At 68.0% G+C, this 18,034-nt stretch carries 14 protein-coding genes; 9 read left to right on the forward strand and 5 right to left on the reverse strand.

The window, feature by feature from the left end; genetic code table 11:
• The first annotated feature begins 100 nt into the window (after positions 1-100).
• The 4 genes from ACZ53N_RS12690 (at position 101) to ACZ53N_RS12705 (ending at position 3,965) form a co-directional block, all read left to right on the forward strand.
• Positions 101-1,330 carry an MFS transporter gene (locus tag ACZ53N_RS12690; RefSeq protein WP_469140871.1) on the forward strand — a complete coding sequence of 410 codons (1,230 nt, stop codon included), beginning with the start codon at positions 101-103 and terminating at the stop codon, positions 1,328-1,330.
• A gap of 37 nt (positions 1,331-1,367) precedes the next feature.
• Positions 1,368-1,814, forward strand: a complete 447-nt coding sequence (locus ACZ53N_RS12695; protein ID WP_469140872.1) for a hypothetical protein — start codon at positions 1,368-1,370, stop codon at positions 1,812-1,814.
• 78 nt (positions 1,815-1,892) lie between these two features.
• A complete protein-coding gene (locus ACZ53N_RS12700; protein WP_469140873.1) occupies positions 1,893-2,456 on the forward strand; it encodes a GNAT family N-acetyltransferase in 564 nt (187 codons plus the stop codon).
• Positions 2,457-3,131: 675 nt separating this feature from the next.
• Positions 3,132-3,965 carry a GNAT family N-acetyltransferase gene (locus ACZ53N_RS12705; RefSeq protein ID WP_469140874.1) on the forward strand — a complete coding sequence of 278 codons (834 nt, stop codon included), beginning with the start codon at positions 3,132-3,134 and terminating at the stop codon, positions 3,963-3,965.
• A 300-nt stretch (positions 3,966-4,265) separates the two neighbouring features.
• Here the strand turns inward: ACZ53N_RS12705 and ACZ53N_RS12710 are convergent, their stop codons facing one another.
• Positions 4,266-5,171 (reverse strand): S41 family peptidase, encoded by a 906-nt coding sequence (locus ACZ53N_RS12710; protein ID WP_469140875.1) that lies wholly within the window; start codon positions 5,169-5,171, stop codon positions 4,266-4,268.
• Between the two features lie 57 nt (positions 5,172-5,228).
• Here ACZ53N_RS12710 and ACZ53N_RS12715 point away from each other — a divergent pair, with 57 nt between their 5' ends.
• Positions 5,229-5,771 (forward strand): ArsR/SmtB family transcription factor, encoded by a 543-nt coding sequence (locus ACZ53N_RS12715; protein WP_469140876.1) that lies wholly within the window; start codon positions 5,229-5,231, stop codon positions 5,769-5,771.
• A gap of 535 nt (positions 5,772-6,306) precedes the next feature.
• On the opposite strand, the gene ACZ53N_RS12720 is transcribed toward ACZ53N_RS12715, so the two are convergent.
• Both ACZ53N_RS12720 and ACZ53N_RS12725 read right to left on the reverse strand, forming a co-directional pair.
• Positions 6,307-6,852, reverse strand: coding sequence for a Clp protease N-terminal domain-containing protein (locus ACZ53N_RS12720; RefSeq protein ID WP_469140877.1), 546 nt, complete (start codon positions 6,850-6,852; stop codon positions 6,307-6,309).
• Between the two features lies 1 nt (position 6,853).
• A complete protein-coding gene (locus tag ACZ53N_RS12725) occupies positions 6,854-7,096 on the reverse strand; it encodes a hypothetical protein (RefSeq protein ID WP_209513636.1) in 243 nt (80 codons plus the stop codon).
• A gap of 857 nt (positions 7,097-7,953) precedes the next feature.
• Here ACZ53N_RS12725 and ACZ53N_RS12730 point away from each other — a divergent pair.
• Entirely contained in the window at positions 7,954-8,982 is a 1,029-nt protein-coding gene (locus tag ACZ53N_RS12730; RefSeq protein ID WP_469140878.1) for a hypothetical protein, read from the forward strand.
• Between the two features lie 307 nt (positions 8,983-9,289).
• On the opposite strand, the gene ACZ53N_RS12735 is transcribed toward ACZ53N_RS12730, so the two are convergent.
• The gene (locus tag ACZ53N_RS12735; RefSeq protein ID WP_469140879.1) at positions 9,290-10,081 is read right to left on the reverse strand and encodes an alpha/beta fold hydrolase; all 792 of its coding nucleotides are present in this window, start codon (positions 10,079-10,081) and stop codon (positions 9,290-9,292) included.
• Positions 10,082-11,117: 1,036 nt separating this feature from the next.
• Between ACZ53N_RS12735 and ACZ53N_RS12740 the strand changes: the two genes are divergently transcribed.
• On the forward strand, positions 11,118-12,152 hold the full coding sequence (locus tag ACZ53N_RS12740) for a terpene synthase family protein (RefSeq protein ID WP_469140880.1): 1,035 nt from the start codon (positions 11,118-11,120) through the stop codon (positions 12,150-12,152).
• Positions 12,153-12,185: 33 nt separating this feature from the next.
• Here ACZ53N_RS12740 and ACZ53N_RS12745 read toward each other — a convergent pair whose 3' ends face one another.
• A complete protein-coding gene (locus ACZ53N_RS12745; RefSeq protein ID WP_469140881.1) occupies positions 12,186-13,019 on the reverse strand; it encodes an SAM-dependent methyltransferase in 834 nt (277 codons plus the stop codon).
• An 849-nt stretch (positions 13,020-13,868) separates the two neighbouring features.
• Here ACZ53N_RS12745 and ACZ53N_RS12750 point away from each other — a divergent pair.
• Both ACZ53N_RS12750 and ACZ53N_RS12755 read left to right on the forward strand, forming a co-directional pair.
• Complete coding sequence (locus ACZ53N_RS12750) at positions 13,869-14,045, forward strand: DUF5988 family protein (RefSeq protein ID WP_469140882.1); 177 nt, start codon at positions 13,869-13,871, stop codon at positions 14,043-14,045.
• A gap of 11 nt (positions 14,046-14,056) precedes the next feature.
• Complete coding sequence (locus ACZ53N_RS12755; protein ID WP_469140883.1) at positions 14,057-18,031, forward strand: acyltransferase domain-containing protein; 3,975 nt, start codon at positions 14,057-14,059, stop codon at positions 18,029-18,031.
• Positions 18,032-18,034 lie beyond the last annotated feature (3 nt).

An 18,034-nucleotide genomic window follows, 5' to 3' on the forward strand; every position in this document is an offset into this window, starting at 1 on the left:
TCGGGGGTTCTCCGCCTCACTTCCCGGATCACCCCTCGCCGGGTAGCGTCCCACCGTCGGCAGGACACCGGCTCGGTGGAGGTGGCCCGGGATGGCAGTCATGGCACGGTACCGAACGGCGCTCGCCCACCCGGGTATCGCCCGTGTGGTGGCGGCCGCCTTCGTCTGCCGCATGCTGTCCGGCATGGTCAGCCTGGCACTGCTGCTCGTCGCCAAGGACGCCAGCGGGAGCTACGCCAACGCCGGTTCCGTTTCCGGTGCCTACGCCGTGGCCCTCGCCTTCACCTCACCGCTGTGGGGCCGGATCGCGGACCGGCACGGTGCCCGGACCGCCCTGGCCTGGTCGGCCTCTCTGCAGTCCCTCTCCTTCGGCCTGTTCGTGGCGCTCGTCGCCGCCTCGGCGTGGCCGGCCCTGCTGGTACCGGCGGCCTTTCTCGCCGGTGCCGCCACTCCCCCGGCAGCCGCGATCTCCAACGCCGTGTACATGGCGGTGGTGCCCGGGGAGGAGGACCGCAAGACCCTCTTCGCCTTGTGCGGGCTCCTGACCGAGAGTGTCTTCGTGTGCGGCCCGCTGCTGGTGGCCGCCACCGTCATGGTGCTGCCCGCGCTGTACGCCGTCGTGGTCACGGCCACGGTGTCCGCCATCGGGGTGCTGTGGCTGCGGGCGGCGCCGGCCGTACGGCTCGTGGACCGGGAACGGCCACCGCTGACGGGGCCGGGGATGCGCATCGACTGGAACCGGCGGCAGGTTCACATCCAACTCGTCGTGGCGGCGGCCGCGTTCGCGATCGGCGGGGTGCAGGTGTCGGTGACGGCACACGCGGGCGAGCTCGGCACCCACGCCGGGCTGTTCCTCGCCGCGCTCGCCTGCGGCGGCGTACTGGGCAGCTTCCTGTACGGCGGCCTGCGATTGCCCGGCAGCGGCCCGGCGCAGCTCACGGTCGCTCTCGCCCTGTACGGCGGGTGCATCCTGGCCCTGGGGCCGGGGCCTGCCACCCTGCTCACCCTGGCCCTGCTGGTGGCCATCGGTTTCGTCAACGGGCCGGCGGACGCCATCGAGACGGTGCTGGTCGGCGAGTACGCCTCGGCCGCCACCCGGGCGCAGGCCTTCGCGGTGCTGGTCGCGTCCAACTGGGTGGGCTTCGCGGCCGGAAGCTTCGTCACCGGTGTGGTCGTCCAGCACGTCTCCCCCGGGTTCGGCGCACTTACCGCCGCCGCGGCGGCGCTGCTCGCGGCGGCCTCCATGGCCGTGACCGTCGTGCGGAGACATCCGCGGCTCCGCCCGTCGGCCGCGGAAAAGTCGGTGGAATCCCCCACCGGCCGCACCTGATCCAGCTCACCTGACCGGACGAGCAAGGTGGATGACCATGACCGTCGCACCCTCTTCTTCTTCGGCCACCGGGGCCCCGGCCCCTCCGGTCGCGGCCGAGTTCCACGCCTTCTCCGGCTCGGACGACGCCTTGGCGCGGCACCTGTTCGCGCTCCCGCGCGACCTCGTGGAACGCACCCTGTGGGCTCTCCTCCTGCAGAGCCACCACGGCGCGGGCGTCCTGGTGCAGGAAAGGGCCGCGCCGGGCGACTCCGTGGCCCGGGTGCACTCGTGGACGGGCGAGGACCTCGGCTCCCTCCCCGCCCACCTCCTGGGCCTCTTGCCCACCGCCTCCCACCAGGAACTCCACGCAGCCCTCCTCGACCACGGGGGCTATGCGGACCTGGGCACCGTCCTGTGTCCGCCGACGCCGCGCGGCGCCTTCGGACACCCGCTCAAGCTGCACACGGGCCCGGAAGTACGGGCCTACGTCGTGGCTCGGTGACCGAGCGGCGGTCCACGGGAACTCCAGCGTCTCCGCAGAGGTTGTGCCGTTGTCACGTACACGGTGTGGAGGGGCAGAATGTTCGCGATATCGCTGGGAGACGACGGTGCCGAGCTGCGGCCTCTGGAGCCGTGGAACGCCGAGGAGTACCTGGCCCACATCGACCGGTCCCGCGAGTACATCGGACGCCATATCGCGCTGGCGGACCGTGCCGTCGACCTCGCGTCCGCCACGGCGTTCCTCCAGTTGTACGCAGACAAGAAAGCCGCCGACAGCGGGCGTATCCACGGCATCTGGGCGGACGGCACGCTCGTCGGGGGTGTCCTCTTCCGGACCTTCGACGCCGGAGCCGGCACCTGCGAGGTCGGCTGCTGGCTGGAGGAGTCGGCCGTCGGCCGCGGGCTGGTCACGCGCGCGATCAAAGTGCTCATCGACTGGGCGGTCGACGTGCGCGGGATCCACCGCGTGGAGTGGATGGCGGCCTCCGCCAATACCGCGAGCATCAACGTCGCCAAGAGGCTCGGGATGGTGCGGGACGCGGTGCTGCGGGAGAGCGTCCTGTACCGCGGCGTACGCCACGACATGGAGATCTGGTCGGTGCTCGCCCCGAAGTGGCGTGAGCAACGCGAAGCGGCTCGGTGACCGGCTCGGGCTGACGGTCCGGTTCAGGCAGTCCGGACGGGCTGTCCGGGTGGCCAGGGCGGCGCGCAGCCAATCGTGCGCGACGCCGGGGGGCGGTTGCGACGGACCCTACAGCTCGGCGTGCTGATGTCGATCTGCTGCGCGACGGCGGGCAAGTGGTCGCGCATCGCGGCGAGCCGCTGCTGTATCCCGGCGAGATCGCGGGGCGGGACTCCGGTGGCGCCCTGTACCCCCGCCCTGTACCCCAAAGGGCCCGGTTGATGCAGGTGTAGGCGGACCAGGGATCCAAGCGCCCCAGTCGTCCCCTGAAGACGGAGGCACTCGGTCTTCAGGGCCGTCGCTGCACGCCCGGAGTCCACATGGCAGCGCACGATGGTCTTGGCGCGGTCGTGGACGATCGTCATCACCACCCCGCCGATGTGGGCGCGCCCGCCGGCGGCAACCGAAAGCAGGTCCGCAGGTCCTGGCCAGTGGCGAAGGAGCAGAACGGGTCACGCGAGTACGACAGCGTCATGCGGCCTCGGGCGAGATCGCAGAAGGCGAATGGCTCAGCAATCTCGGTTGAGATCGGCCCAACTATCAGAGACATTACGTCGTTAGGTCGGAGGCATGACGAAGACCCGAGTTTGACTTCTCCTCGGGCCCCGCCTCCCCCTTCGCCGGGATCACCGCACCATGACTGAACAGGAGCCATCCGTGGCCAACACTTGGCAGACCACCCCCGACGCGCGTGTCGAGGATCGAAACGGGCAGGAGCATCCGGATCACCCCGCGGCCTTCGACGACGCGGTGATACGCCAGGCCCGCAACTCCGCCGGGTTCTGGGCCGCAATCGGAAAATCCCGCGGCCACGAGTTGATCCGCCGACGCAGCTTCCTCGCCGTACTCGGCGACAAGCGCGCCGGGACACGCATCTTGCTGCAGGAACCCGACCCCGACGCGCACGAGCTCGCCGAGCTGACCGAGCTGGCCGAGCTGGCCGGCCGATCGACCGGACCGGTGGATGTTGAGGATCCGTTCAGTTCCACCGACCTGAGCCACCTGGGCATGCGTAACTGGCAGATGCCGATCATGGTGCGCCCGCCTGGCCCTGTCCCCGCCCCCGCGATGGAGGTGATCCGAGTCCGGCGGACGCACGAGCTGCAGACTGCCGAGCAGATCGTGATCGAGGGCTTCGAGCTGACCAGGTTCACCCCCTACAGTCCCGGCGAGATGTTCCCCACGACACTGACCGAGCAGCCAGGCGTGGACGTCTTTCTCGCCGTTCTCGACGGCGAGGCGGTCGGGGCCGGTGTCACCGTCGTCCACGACGGGTTCGGCAGCCACTACTGGGTCGGCACGTCGTCGGCGCACCGCTCCCGCGGCGTCGGACGAGCCGTCATGCTCGGCTCGCTCGCGCCCATGGCGACCCTTCCGGTGACACTCACCGCCTCACGGCTCGGACGGCCGCTGTATGAGTCGCTGGGCTTCACCGCCGTTACGTCGTCGACCTGGTGGTCCTCACAATGACCACCACCGAGACATGACTCAGAGGAGCTGCTGACCTTTCCGTCGGGTTGTCGGGCTTCTTTCATGTCGGCTTTCACGTCGGCGCGAGTGAGAGTCCGGTTCCGGTGAGGCAGCCGTCGATGAGCTGTGGCGTGCCCTGGATTCTGCGCATGCCACTGCGAACGGCCTGGGCGCGCTCCCTGTCGGCGACATCATCCCGCCCAGAAACATCAGCGCCTCTGTCCAACCTGCGACCAGGACGAATACGCCCTCACCGCCTGACGGCGATCTCACTCGGAACCGCACCCGAGCTGGACTGGATCAACCTGCCAGACGGGCGAGGGCCAGCGTGTGCGCGTGGTCGAGGGAGTCAGCAGCAGCGCAAGGGACATCCGGCTGCACACCGACGCCCTCCCAGTTCGTGCCGGAGACGGGGTTGATGGCGCGACCACCGGGGACGGTGGCTTCCAGGTGTGGGTGCACCGTCCAGCCCTTGCACGGATGTGCGCCGCCGCGGGTGCGCTCGCCGACGACAACGGCGCGGCCGAGCTGCTGCAGGTCGTACGCCAGCTCCTCAGCGGCAGAGAAGGTGCTGTTGCTGGACAGCACATACAACGGCTTGCTGCCACCGAAGCACACGCCGGGAACGTGCGGCAGGCTCCAGGACTGCTCGATGCGCTCGCCGCCGCGCCAGTACATGGTGTTGAGGTGGGTGCGCTCGTCCAGCAGGTAGCTGCAGACGAAGGCGACCGTGTCCGGGTCGCCGCCCCGGTTGGAGCGAAGGTCCACGATCAGCGCCTGGGCGCGGGAGGCCAGGGTGAGCGCGGCGCTCAGCGGTTCGGCGGCCCATTCCAGCGGAAACAGCATCGGCGCCAGCTCCACCACGGCGACCCCTCCGCCGAGCAACTCCACCCGGGGTGCACCGCCCAGCAAGGTGTCGAATTCCCGGCGCATGGCTACCCGGGTGGCCGCCCCCTGCTTCGGGGACACCGGGTCGGCGTGGTACTTCAGTCTCAGGTGTCGGTCGCCGTTGGCGGACTGCATATCCGCGGTGACCAGACGGGCGAGCTCCTCGGCGCCGTCGACGTCATAGGCGCCCTCGGCGAGGCGTTGTTGCAGCAGGCCGGCGAGCTGCTCGGCTATCTCGGGGAAGACGTAGTGCTCGGTCAACAGCCGGGCTGTCTCGTCGATGACCGGGGCGGGCTGAAGCTTCGTCGGAGTCGTCATGGCAGGGAGTAGAGCACTGCCCTTGCGAAAGCGTCAAAGAGTTTAGACACTTTCGGTATGCGCGATCAGCCTTCCTACCTGCCGCCTCCCGAGGGAGTCCTGGAGATCGGTGCGCCTGAGCAGTTCGCGGCGCTCTCCCACCCGTTGCGCCAGCGGTTGCTCTTCGCCCTGGGCCACCGGCCCGCCACCATCAGCCGGCTCGCGGCGCAGCTCGACGCGAAGAAGGGCAACGTGGCCCACCACCTCAAAGTGCTCCGCGAAGCCGGGCTGGTCCACGTCGCCGAGACCCGTCAGGTCCGCGGCGGCACGGAGCAGCACTACCAGCGCACGGCCCGCCGCATGGTGGTTGCCGAACCCCAAGCGGCAGGCACCGCCGCGATGCTCGCCGCGGTCGCCCAGGAGCTGGACCTCTCCCCCACAGAGACCCATCTGACACTCCGCCACCTGCGTCTCAGCCCCGCGAAGGCAAGAGAACTCGGCGAAACCCTCGCCAAACTGGTCGACGAAGCCGAGGAAAACACAGAGGACCAGCCCGTGCACGGTGTGTTGGTGGCGCTCTATCAGCAGGCTCCGCCGACCAGCGCCACCAGTTCCGCCTAGCGGCACCGACCTCACGAGGCAGCACACCCATCTCACTCGAGACGAGCCGCACACGTCGACTGCGGCACCCGGCCGCTGGCCCGTGACAGCGTTCCGTTGAAGATTGCTCACAGTCGCCAGACAACGATCCCGCCGCTCTCGGCCTTGGCTCACAACCCGGCGGCAACGATATTGGCGAATCGTTGGGCGACGTACTCGGCGTCTAATCGCTGAGCAGCTTGTGGAGGCCTCATGTGGACTGGCGCTGCGAACGCCGCGCCGCGCCGCGAGGAGAGTGCCACCGAGGACTCCGCCTGCGCCACCGCCGAGCTCCAGCCATCACGAGCCCGATGAGCCGGCGCACCCAGGTGGGGCCGCGGCTTGCTGGGGCCGGTTCGCGATGACCGCCGAGGGCCGTGACCCCAAGTACGACCGGCTGGGGCGAGGCGGCCGGCCGCTGTCTTCCGGTGGAGGTTCCAGAGGAGTTGCAGGGCAAAACGCTCCGTGGCGCCGCCCGGCTTCGGGCCGGACGGCGCCCGCATACCCGCAACCGTCGCTACGAGGCGCCCCTGGCCACCCGGGCCAGCACCGCCTCGCGCAGGCCGTCAGGGCCCACACCCAGGGCCGTCAGCACATCGAGGCCACGGCCTTCTCCCGCGGCCAGCATGCCGAGCAGGATGTGCTCAGTGCCGAACTTCTCCTGGCCCAGGGCCCGCGCCTCGCTCAGGGTGTGTTCGAGTGCCTTCTTGGCATCCGGGGTGTAGGCGGGCCTCGGGTACTGGAAGGCGCCGGGACCGAAATTGTCATCGGCCTGGCGCTGGATCGCCTCAACGTCGATGCCGATGGACGACAGAGCGTCCTTCGCGGGTTGTCCGCCGGTGGCGACGATTCCGGCGGCCTTCAGGATGCGCACGGTCTCCTCCCTGGCTCGCGTGAGCTCGACGCCCTGCTCGCGTAACACGTCCCCGGCCGTGCTCCGGTCGGTGCCGACCAGGCCGAGCAGCAGGTGTTCCGTACCGATGAAGTCATGGCCGAGGGCGATCGCCTCGTCCTGGGACAGCACCACGGCATGCCTCGCGCGGTCGGTGAAAAATTCGAACACTCTATTTCTCCTTGCCTTCGGCTTTGCGTCTGCTCGCATGCTTCTCGTGCACCGACTGCCGGCTGACGTTCAGCGACGTGGCGATGCTCTGCCAAGACCAGTCCTGGTCGCGGGCGTTGTCGACGTGGACCCGTTCGAGTTCCTCCAGGAGACGGCGCAAAGCGACGACGGCCTGCAGTCCCACCGCGGGGTCCTTGTCGGTGACCTGTCCGGCCAGCGAGGCCGGTGTGTCCTCAGCTCCCATGCTCGTCAGGCTGCCCTGACACTCAAGGAATGTCAAGGAACCCTGACAGAGGCCAAGAAGCTGGCGGCTCATGATGGTTTCGTCGTCACCCTGTCCCTGGCGGCCGACTTCTTCGGCTCCACGAACCGCGACGTCGTCGCCGTGCGCTCACCGTGATGGTCACGATTTCGACGTCGCCGGCCTGCCGCTCCTGCCGCCACCCCGGTCACCGCGGCTGCTCCACACCCTGCGCCCAAGAAGAGGCCGACGGACCCAGCGGCTCGCCGCCGGGTAGGCGGCGAGCCGCCCGTGAGCCTGCACCCCGACACCGCGGAAGCGGCGATCCCCGCCAGCAGGTACCGCAGCGCTGCCCGACGGCCCGCTAAGCCGACCAGACCACGCTTCCTCACACGATCCTCCCCCTCCCGGGCCCCGTTCGGGACGCCAGGCTCATCTGAGAGGGCGGTTCGTGAGTTGCTGTCCATTTCTGGGTGAGGCTGGCGTAGGACTGCTGGTCGCGGTGCTCGGTCGGCTACTGCTTCCTGGTGAACCTGCCGGCGTCTGCCTCGGTGAGGACATCGAGTTTGACCAGGCGTTTCAGCTTGGCGCAAGTGCCCTCGATCAGCAGGTCCCGCGCCGGTACTCAAGTGCGTCGAGACGGCCGTGGGCAGGGGTGTTCAGGAGGGCGCTGAGCTCGTCGGGGTACTGCTGTTGTGCGGGGTCCAGCCAGGCTTCTTACGGTCAGGAAAGCTCTGGAGCCTCGGTTGGGCACGCGGCCCTTGTGCGGAGTACTGGTTCCTCTCCGCTCCGTTCGTGTATCGGGAGTGACGACGGATGCTCTTATCTTTCACTAAGAACGTTCCCCTAGCGTCTCGTTCATGATGATGCAACGTGGTGCGGTCGGATCTGTTGTCCTCACGGCCGTGGCCTTGACGGCCACTGTCGGGGTGGCCGCCGCGGCTCCCTCCCCCGGCAAGGCCGCCGACTCGGTGTCCCACGGCAAGGTGACGGACAATCTGTACATGTCGCTCGGCGCATTCGAGGATGCCACGTCCGGCGAGGACCCTGAGGTCAAGGCCATGATTGACCGTACGGACATCGGCGGCGTACAGGTGGTGGTGCCCTGGAAGGCCCTTGAGGGGAAGAAGGGGGAGTACAAGTGGTCGCGGCTGGACAATGCCCTGAAGTATCTCCAGGAACGCCACAAGAAAATGTTCGTCCAGGTTCAGGACCGGTTCTTCGATGTAGCCATGAAGGACGCCAACGTTCCCCAATATGTGAAGGACGAGGGCGGGGTCGCGCCGACGGTCGATGAGAACCCTGACAACCCCACCACCCATGGGGCCATGGTCGCGCAGTGGAACAAAGAGGTGCGAGCAGACTTCCAGGCCCTGCTGAAGGCGATGGCGGAGAAGTTCGACGGCAAGCTCGCCGGGGTGAACCTTCCGGAGACCGCGGTCGAGGTGGACACCAAGAAGGATCAGACCAAGTACACCTCGAAGTCCTACATCGATGCCGAGATCGACAACATGCGCTACGGCAAGGAGGTCTTCACCAGGACGCAGTTCATCCAGTACATCAACTTCCTGCCGGATGACGACGACCACAAGCGCATGAAGGAGATGTTCGACCTCGCCAGGGACAAGAAGATCGGCATCGGAGGACCGGACACCCTGCCGGACCGGAAGTATCAGATGGAGAACTCCTACAAGTTCCTCCACAAGTACAAGGATGCCCTTCCCCTCGTCGCGATGGCCGTCCAGGAACCCGACATCAAGGCCAAGGACCCCAAGACCGGTAAGCCGTACATCCGCGAACGGTTCACGGACTTCGCCCACGACTATCTCGGTGCGCGCCACATGTTCTGGACCACCGAAGCAGACTGGCTGCAGAAGCCCCCGGCATGACACGTGCACGACTGCGGCTACTCGGACCCGTGTGAGTGACCGAGCGCTCCCGGGGTGGCACAACCTCGCTATGTGATCACCACATGACCAACGGGAATTGCGCAGCAGAGTCGTGAACGCCCGCCCTCAAGACAACCCCAGGGCCGTTGGAGGCGATAACCCCCCACAGGCAGCCCATCCGCGACGTTCCAAGGCGGGTTCGTACGAGTTCTCGTTGACGTTCAGACGCACCGGGGCGGCCGGCTCGGGGCCCCGTACGGGGACGTGCCACGCATTTCGCCCCGGGCGGGCAGGTCGTCCCTGCGGGTCATGCCTTCTGCACCTCGCGGTCGAGGAAGTCGAGGACGAGGGGCCCGGCGATGTCACGGAACTCCTCGAAGTAGGCATGCCGGGCGCCGGGAATCATCACCATCCGGGCGCCGGGGATGCGGTCCGCGAGCAAGGGCGCATTAGCGGCAGGGTTGAGCAGGTCGTCGCTCCCGTGCAGCACCAGTGTGGGCGCCTCGATGCCGGGCAGCGCGCCCCATGCGTCGTGCCCGTTGCTCGCGGCCAGATGCTGCCGCTTGGCGTGCGCGGTCATCGTGGGGTCCCCCAGCGTCCGGTACGGGCCGGGGTGGGACGCGAGCCAGCCCGGTGTGTACATCAGGTCGAGCAGCGCCCGCCGCGTCACCTCCGGGTCCGTACCGGCCAGCGACCGGCGCACGTCGTTGCCGCGCTCGACGCCGTGCCGCCCGCCGGGGGAAGTGCAGCCGAGCACCAATGAACGGACCCGCCCCGGGTGCTCGGCGGCCAGGCACTGGGCCACGCGCCCGCCCATGGAGGTGCCGTAGACGTCCGCGCGGTCGATGCCGAGGTCGTCGAGCACGGCCACCACGTCCCGCGCGAACTGCCCGGTGCTGAAGGGCGTCAGGGGATCGTCGCTCGCGCCGGTGCCCCGGTAGTCGATCGTGAGGGTGCTGCGGGCGACGTGGAAGTCGTCGCGGACGCCGTCCCACCAGTGATGGCTGTTCGCCTGACCGGCGAGCAGGACGAGCGGAGCTCCGTCACCCCGGAGCTGATAGGCGATGGCGACCCCGTCGAGGGTCGTGGCGTACGGCACGGCGAGCGTCCTTCCAGAGCCTGCGCGACGACGGTCGACGGCCGCCCACGGTGCCGGCGGCCGTTGATCATCAGTGGAGAGATCGCCTCCCAGAGTGCCTACTTCGCCTCGTGGACGAAACACCCGATCGGCGGCTTCCGGCCACCCGCCCTGCGGGTGCAGGCTCGCACACATTCGTCATCGCCGCTGCACTCGGTGGGGCGCTTCCAGGCGTGTACGGCATCGTGCGTCCGTGCCCCGCGCTCATCGTGCAACCGGCCTTGGACTGGCTGGCTACCCAGAAAGGCCGGACACGAGCGCCCGCCGAGGAAGCGCAGAGGTATTTCCGCCCGCATGCCGAGGGCGGCATGCGGGCGGGCAAGGCTCTTGGCACTGCTGCCCGGGGGACACGCCTTCGACAACCCGGGCGAGCTTGCCGATCCGGGCGCCTCTGGCGCGCATGGCCGTGGCGTCACGGCGCAGCGCGTCGATGTCATCGGCGAGTTCGACCGGAGTGTCGGGGCTCTCGGCGGCGCGTGCGAGCTGGCCGAGCAATACGCGGTCGACGCGCTGTGGCTATGGCCTCCGCGTACTGGGCGGTCTCCGGGTGCGCCGGTGTCGCGCCCTTGTTCGCGCTTCTCGTCGTCGATTGCCATGGGGTGTGGCCTGCCACCGCTCGTGCTGTCCGCGAATCGCGGACAGCACGAGCGCAGCCTCGTTGCGGCGGGCCGAATAGGCAGTGCGCTCCAACTCCCCGACGGGCAAGAAAATCCAGGCCGGGCCGATACGGTGTGCGCATGGGGCGGAAGAAGGCGAACAAACCTCGGCGATCGAGGCCCGCAGCGATAGACCAGGACCGCGCAGACCGCCTACGGGGGCCGGAACCGCCGGGCCTTGTGCCGGGCGTGCCAGGCTTCATTTGGTAGGCGGCGCCAGAGGGAGAGGCGTTTGTCTCCGAGATGCCGACAAGCAAGGGGAAGTGATGGGCCGGAAGTTGTTGGATGCCGTGGTGTGGCCGGTGTGGGACATCCCGTTCCCACACCGGCAGAACTCGCTCGTGAGCCAGGTCGAGGCCGCACATCTGGCCTGGATGGATCGATTCGACCTGCTACCCACGGAGGAATCCCGGAGGCACTATCTCAAGACGTGCAATGTGGAGGGCAACGCCTGGTTCTATCCCACCGCGTCGCTGGAGGACCTGCTCCTGCTCACCAACATGATGGGCTGGTTCTGGATCTTCGACGACCAGTTCGACGACGGCCACACCGGTCTGGATGTGCCCAAGGCGAAGGCGGTCGCTTCGGGCATCATCGCCATCTTGTACGGGGAGCCGCCGGCCCGCGATGCGCCTGCCCCGTACCAGGGACTGGCGGACGTCGTCGCCGGCTTCAGTCAGAGGCTGAGCAGTGACAGCATGCGGCGGCTCGCACGCGGGATCAGCCAGTACATGCTGGCCTACATCTGGGAGAGTGAGAACCGTGCCAGCCAGTCCCTGCCCGCCCTGGACACCTACATTCATATGAGGGTCCACAGTGGTTGCGTGGTCCCCGTCTACGATGTCGTCGAACTCGCCGAACGCGTCAGCGTGCCCTACCGGCTGCGGGAATCGGTTTGGATGAACGACTTCCTCTTCAACGCCGCCAACATCATCAACTGGCAGAACGATGTCGTGTCCCTGGTCAAGGAGAGCAACCAGCACGCGGTCAACAATCTCGTCTACGTCCTGCGACACGAACGCCAGATCAGCCTCCAGGAAGCCGTGGATCAAGCGCACACCATGGCCACCGGATTGTTCGACAAGATCTTCCAGGCTGAACAGGACCTGCCTGAGATGATGGGCATCTTCCGTCTCGACCCGGCCGAGCGTGACAGCGTCCACCGCTGGTTCAGCAGCGTGCTCCTGGCTCTCGGCGGCTGCATGAAGTGGCAGAACATCTCCCACAACCGCTTCCTGCGCTACACCCCTGACCCTCGCGACATCGAGACCGGCCAGACCGGAGAGGATCCCTCCTACCTGGCCGACCTTCTGCCCGACGAACGGATCCGGACCACGGCCCCCGCGCCCTCTACACCCTCGACGAGAATCCTTTGAGTTTCAGATCAACAAGCCGGCGAAAGGCTCCGGTCATCGGGTCGACTTGCGAGCCGCGATGATTACATAGCCATTGTGCTTCTCGATGAGAGAGACGATGTCAGAGAATTCAGCCATCGACTCCTCAACCCCTGACCCCTGTCCGAACTTGGCGACAAGCTCCTCCTGCCGGGACGTCGGAACGTCCAGAATCCGCGCCGCATGCTTGGCCACCCGCGCGCCGCACTCCGTGTACTCCTCGACTTCAAATCCAGCGCCTCGCACGGCGTCGAGCCATTCTGTCAACGACGGCGGGAAATTTATCATCCAGAATTTCCGGTACCTCTCCGCCTCCTCCTTGGTCATCGGAGAGTCCGATGAGTAGCTGGCGAGCGAGAATCGACCTCCAGGGCGGAGTACGCGGAAGAATTCCCGGAGCACTTGACTCAGGTCCGGCGCATGTTCGAGTGATTCGATGGCCAGAACGGCATCGAACGAATCATCATCGAACCGGGTGGACATATAGTCGCCCTGCTCGAAGTGGACCCGATCGCTCAGCCCATGCTCCTGTGCCCGGTTGTTGGCGAACTCGACACCTACGGGGCTGACGCTGATTCCCGTGACCCTTGCTCCGGTCTTCATGGCCAGCGCGACCGCCGGCCCTCCGGTTCCGCACCCCGCGTCCAGAAGGTGGTGGCTCGGGAGGAGGCCTAACGTGTCGCCGGCCTTGTGGGTGAGCCGATCCGCCGCCTCGGCTGCCGATGTGTCGTCATCGTCGCCGAACCAGTAGGACAGGTGGAAACTACTGCCCATCCGTGCTTCATAGAAGCGCGAAACGGAATCGTACATCTCGCCGACCTTGAGCGCGTCCACCTTGAAGTCGGTCATGGGCTGAACATCTCCCTCATCGTTTGCGGCTTCTTGGCGTTCGGGCTGGCAGGTCGATCGGCAACTGCCATGCAGGCCGGAATCATTGTGGGCGACCATTGACCAGTTCATCTCTGTGACACGTCAAATCCATGCTTCCGTCTTCACGCAGGCCAAGCAATCGCCTTGGTGGTAATTCTGAAGACGTGACAATGAATTCTGAGGCGGATGGCATGGCACTCCAGCATCACAGGCGCCGGTGAGCTAATTCGGTGAAACTGATCCAGTCCTCATGCAAGATCTCACACGATCTCCGCTTTTCAGAAGTATCGCATTCGCCAGTCGCCGTCAACAGGATTCCACTGAATACTCTGGGCCGGACACTCGATCAAGACGTTGACCCGCAACCGGGTGTCCGTCCCCGTCCCACCGAGAGAACCCACCCTGCTTCAGGGGGCGAACCGAAGATCAAAGACAACCCGCATGGACGCCGTGCGGCGCTATGCAGGTGATCATTGCAGCGGTAATCCACGGCGTGCGAGGCAGACGAGCTCGGTTAATGCGCGCTGGCGCACTGCGGTGCGTTAGTGCGCCGTCTCAGATGGGTTGATGGCTCCGTCTTCGACTGCTTACTTAGAACAAGGGTACGCAACGTGCTGCGGCCAAAGGATCTTCTAGCGGTCGCGACATGGCCAGGCGTGACTCCTGTCGGCGGTGTCATCAGGGTGTCTCCGCGAAGAGCCGCGCCCTCCGGGTCCAGCCTTCATCACTCCCCCTCTCGTCAAGCCCCTCCGGCAGGCCCGGGCGTTGCGGACAACCCCTCACCCTTGCGGAGAATGGAACTTCTCGTGGTGACGATCGTGTTGGCGGGTGGGCCGGACGGCCTGTGCCGGGTGCAGCAGTTGGCGGACAGAGGCGCTGGAGAAGTTCACGGTTGCCTTCTACGGGCAGCACGTGCACTTCGAGCGGACCGGTCGCTTCGTGATGGTTGACGGCCGCGAGCTGCCGGTCTTCCAGCGGATCTATAACACGGCGATCGCCGAATAGGGGGCTGGACCATGTCCACATCGCTTGCCTTGCCGATCGCGGTGGTGGGTATCGGGTGCCGTTTTCCTGGAGGGGTCGATTCCACTGAAACGTTTTGGCAGGTGCTGGCGCAGGGGCGGGACGTAGTCACCGAGGTGCCGCCCGAACGGTGGGATGTGAGGTCGGTGTACGACCCCGAGCCGGGGGTACCGGGCAAGACGCAGTCCCGCTGGGGGGCGTTCCTCGACGATGTCAGCGGATTCGAGCCGGAGTTCTTCGGGCTCACCGACCGCGAGGCCGCACTGATCGACCCGCAGTTCCGGCTCCTCCTGGAGACCTCGTGCGAAGCCCTGGAACACGCCGGACTGGCCCCGCACGGCCTGCGGGGTTCGGCAACGGCCGTGATGGTGGGCTGCTCGTACGAGGACTACATGGACATGATGGACTTCGACCGGGGGCTGCGCAGCCCCGACGCCGCACACGCCATCATCGGCACCACGCGCTTCACCGCCTCCAGCCGAATTGCCTACCTGCTCGACCTGAGGGGGCCCGCGGTCACCTTGGACACCGCGTGTTCCTCGGCGCTGGTCGCGGTGCATCTGGCCGCTCAGTCGCTGCGCTCCGGCGAGGCGGACCTGGCGCTGGCGGGCGGGGTCATGCTCTCGCTCCAGGCGAAGAACACCCTGGTCTTCTCGACACTGGGGGTGCTGTCACCGCAGGGCAGGTGCCGTGCGTTCTCCGCGGACGGGAACGGGTACGTGCGGGGCGAAGGCTGTGGCATGGTGGCTCTCAAACGCCTGCCGGACGCGCTGGCGGAGGGCGATCGGGTGCTGGCAGTGCTGCGCGAGACCGGGGCGAACAACAACGGCCGGTCCGACACCATGCTCAGCCCCTCGGTTGAGGGGCAACAGGCTCTGCAGGAGCAAGTATTGGGGCGCTCCGGTACCGACCCGGCCCGGGTCGCGCTGGTGGAGACGCACGGCCCCGGAACCGAGGTGGGTGATCCCATCGAGTACGCCGCCCTGCGCGCCGCCTATGGAGCGGCAGGGGCGCCGTGCGCGCTGGGGTCGGTCAAGACCAACATCGGTCACTGCGAGACCGCTTCGGGTATCGCGGGCCTGATCAAGGCGGTGCTGGCCGTGCAGCACGGTCGGATCCCGGCCAACTTGCACTTCGATGCGTGGAATCCGGAGATCCAGGCCGACAAGAGCCGCTTCTACGTGCCGACCAGGCTCACGCCCTGGCCGGACGTGGAAGGACCGCGAATAGCCGCAGTCTCCTCCTACGGCATGTCGGGAACCAATGCCCATGTCCTGGTGGAGCAGGCGCCCGAAGCAGTGCGGCCCGCCGCCCGCACCGGCGTGTCCGACACAGTCCGCCTGTACCCACTGTCGGCCGGATCCGAGCAGGCGCTGGCGACCACGGCCGGCCGGCTCGCGCAGTGGCTGGAGGCGGGGGGAACGGGTCGTGCACTGCGGGATGTGGCTCATACCCTGGCATGCCGCCGCGAGCACCGCACCACGCGGGCCGTGGTGGCGGCGAGGGACCGGGCGGAGCTGGTCCAAGGGCTGCGCCGACTGGCCGCGGGCAAGGTGGGCGCGCCGGTCTGGACGGGGACGGCCCGGCGGCAGAGCCGGGGCCCGGTCTGGGTCTTCTCCGGGCAGGGATCGCAGTGGGCCGGGATGGGGCGCGCCTTGCTGGCGGGCGAACCGGCCTTCGCCGCAGTGGTGAAGGAACTGGAGCCGGTGGTGCGGGCGGAGTCCGGATTCTCGGTCCGCGAGGCCTTGGCCGCCGATGCGGTGGTGACCGGCTTCGCCACCGTGCAGCCGACGCTGTTCACCATGCAGGTCGCACTGGCCGCCGCCTGGCGGGCGCACGGTGTGGAACCGGCAGCGGTGATCGGACACTCGGTCGGTGAAGCGGCAGCCGCCGTGGTGGCAGGCGCCCTGTCCCCAGCCGACGGCGCCATGGTGGTCTGCCGTCGCTCCCGGCTGCTCGCCCGTCTGGCAGGTACCGGAGCAATGGCCCAGGTGATGCTCCCCCACAGGGAGGTGGAGGCCGAACTGCTGGCCACCGCCAGCACCGGCGTCAGTATCGCGGCCGTGAGCTCACCGTCGGCCACCGTGGTCTCCGGAGACGCACAGCAGGTGGAGGCACTGGTGACCGCCTGGCAGCGGCGGGACGTCATGGCGGGTCTGGTCGCGGTGGACGTCGCCTCGCACAGCGCACAGGTCGAACCGGTCCTGCCGGAGCTGCGCGCGTGCGTCAGCGGGATCGCACCGCGTGCCGCGCGGGTGGGCTTTTACTCCACAGTGCTCGACGACCCCCGCGCCACGCCTGCCTTCGAGGCGGACTACTGGGCCGACAATCTGCGGCTGCCCGTGCGTTTCACCGCGGCGTGTGCCGCGGCGCTGGCTGACGGCCACCGCAGTTTCATCGAGATTTCCCCGCACCCGCTGCTCACGCATTTCGTGGAGGAGATCGCCACCGGGGCCGGCCGTCAGGCCATCGTGTTGCCGACCCTGATCCGGGGCCAGGCCGATCCGGCCGGTCTGCTGGCCCAGGCGGCGACCGCCTACTGTGCCGGGGTCGCCATGTCCTGGCCCCGCCACACCGACGGAGACCTGGCCGAGGTGCCGCTGCCCGTGTGGGCCAGGCGCAGCCTGTGGATGCCGGAGAGCATCACGCGCCGAGAGGAAGTCGGCCAGATCGGCCGTCCACTGCTCGGTGCCGATGTCGTGCTGCCGGACGGTCTGGACACGCAGCACGTGTGGCAGACCGATGTGGGCACCGCGGCCTACCCGTGGCTGGCCGACCACCAGGTTTACGGCGCCCCGGCCATGCCCGGTGCCGGCTTCGCCGAGATGGTGCTGGCGGCGGCCACCGATCTGTACGGGGAGGCGGCGCGCTTCGAGGTCCGGGACCTTGCGTTCCACTCCCTGCTGACGCTCAACGCCCACACGGTGCTCACCACCCGGGCCACCTGCCTGACTCCCCACAGCGCGGCGGTGGAGATCCTTTCCGAAGAAGAAGGACAGGCCCAGCGCCTGGCCACCGCCGCAGTGCACCGGCTCACCGCCGGTACCGGAACCGAGGACGCATCCGCTCAGCTGCCGTTCGACCTGGGTGCGGCGCTCGCCCGTCAGCAACCCTCCGCCTCACCGGAGCCCGTATTCGCCAATGCCAGGAGCAAAGGAGTCCGGCACGGCCCTGGTTTCGTCGGGCTCACGGCCACGTACCAGCCCGCCGCCCTCGCGCAGCGGGTCATAGGCCGGATCCAGATCCCCCGGCAGCTGCGCGGCAGTGCCCGCACCTTCCGGGCCCACCCGGTGCTGTTGGACGCCTGCATGCAGGTGCTCTGTTCACACCCCGCCCTGATGGCCCCGGCCTCGGCTTACCTCCCTCTGAGCATCGGCACGCTGCGGGGCCACGACATGCAGCGTGCGAGCTGGTGCGTGGCAGACCTTCGCGAGGCCGACGACGCCGGGGCACGGGCCGATCTCACGCTGCTGGCCGAGGACGGCACCATCGTCGCCGAGCTGCTGGACACCCGCCTCGGCCGCTCGCAGGCGGAGGACGCGGTCACCCGCGCCGGACAGCGCATGCTGGCCGTCGAATGGGACGCCACTCCCCCGCCCCCCCCTCGCCGACGCCGCCACCGACTCCTGGCTGGTGATCACCGAGGACGGCCACCGCGCAGATCCCCTGACGGACTCTCTCCTCACTACCCTGGGTGCAGCTGGTACTCACTGCACCCACAGTGTCGTCGGGCCGGAGGAATCGGCTGCCGGCGCCGTCGAGACGCTCCTGTCCTGCCAGGACGACCAGGGCCTGGTCGTCCTGTGCCCGCCACCAGCCTCCGACGAGAGCACCGAAGGCATCAAGCGCGCCCGCGCCCGCATACGCCACCTGATCCGCTTGGTCCGAATCCTGTCCGACACCACGGCCGCCGCCCCACCGCGCCTGTACGTAGTCACTCGGGGCGCTCAGGCAGCACCCGGTACTGAACG

It is taken from the genome of Streptomyces sp. NPDC033229 (assembly GCF_055576875.1).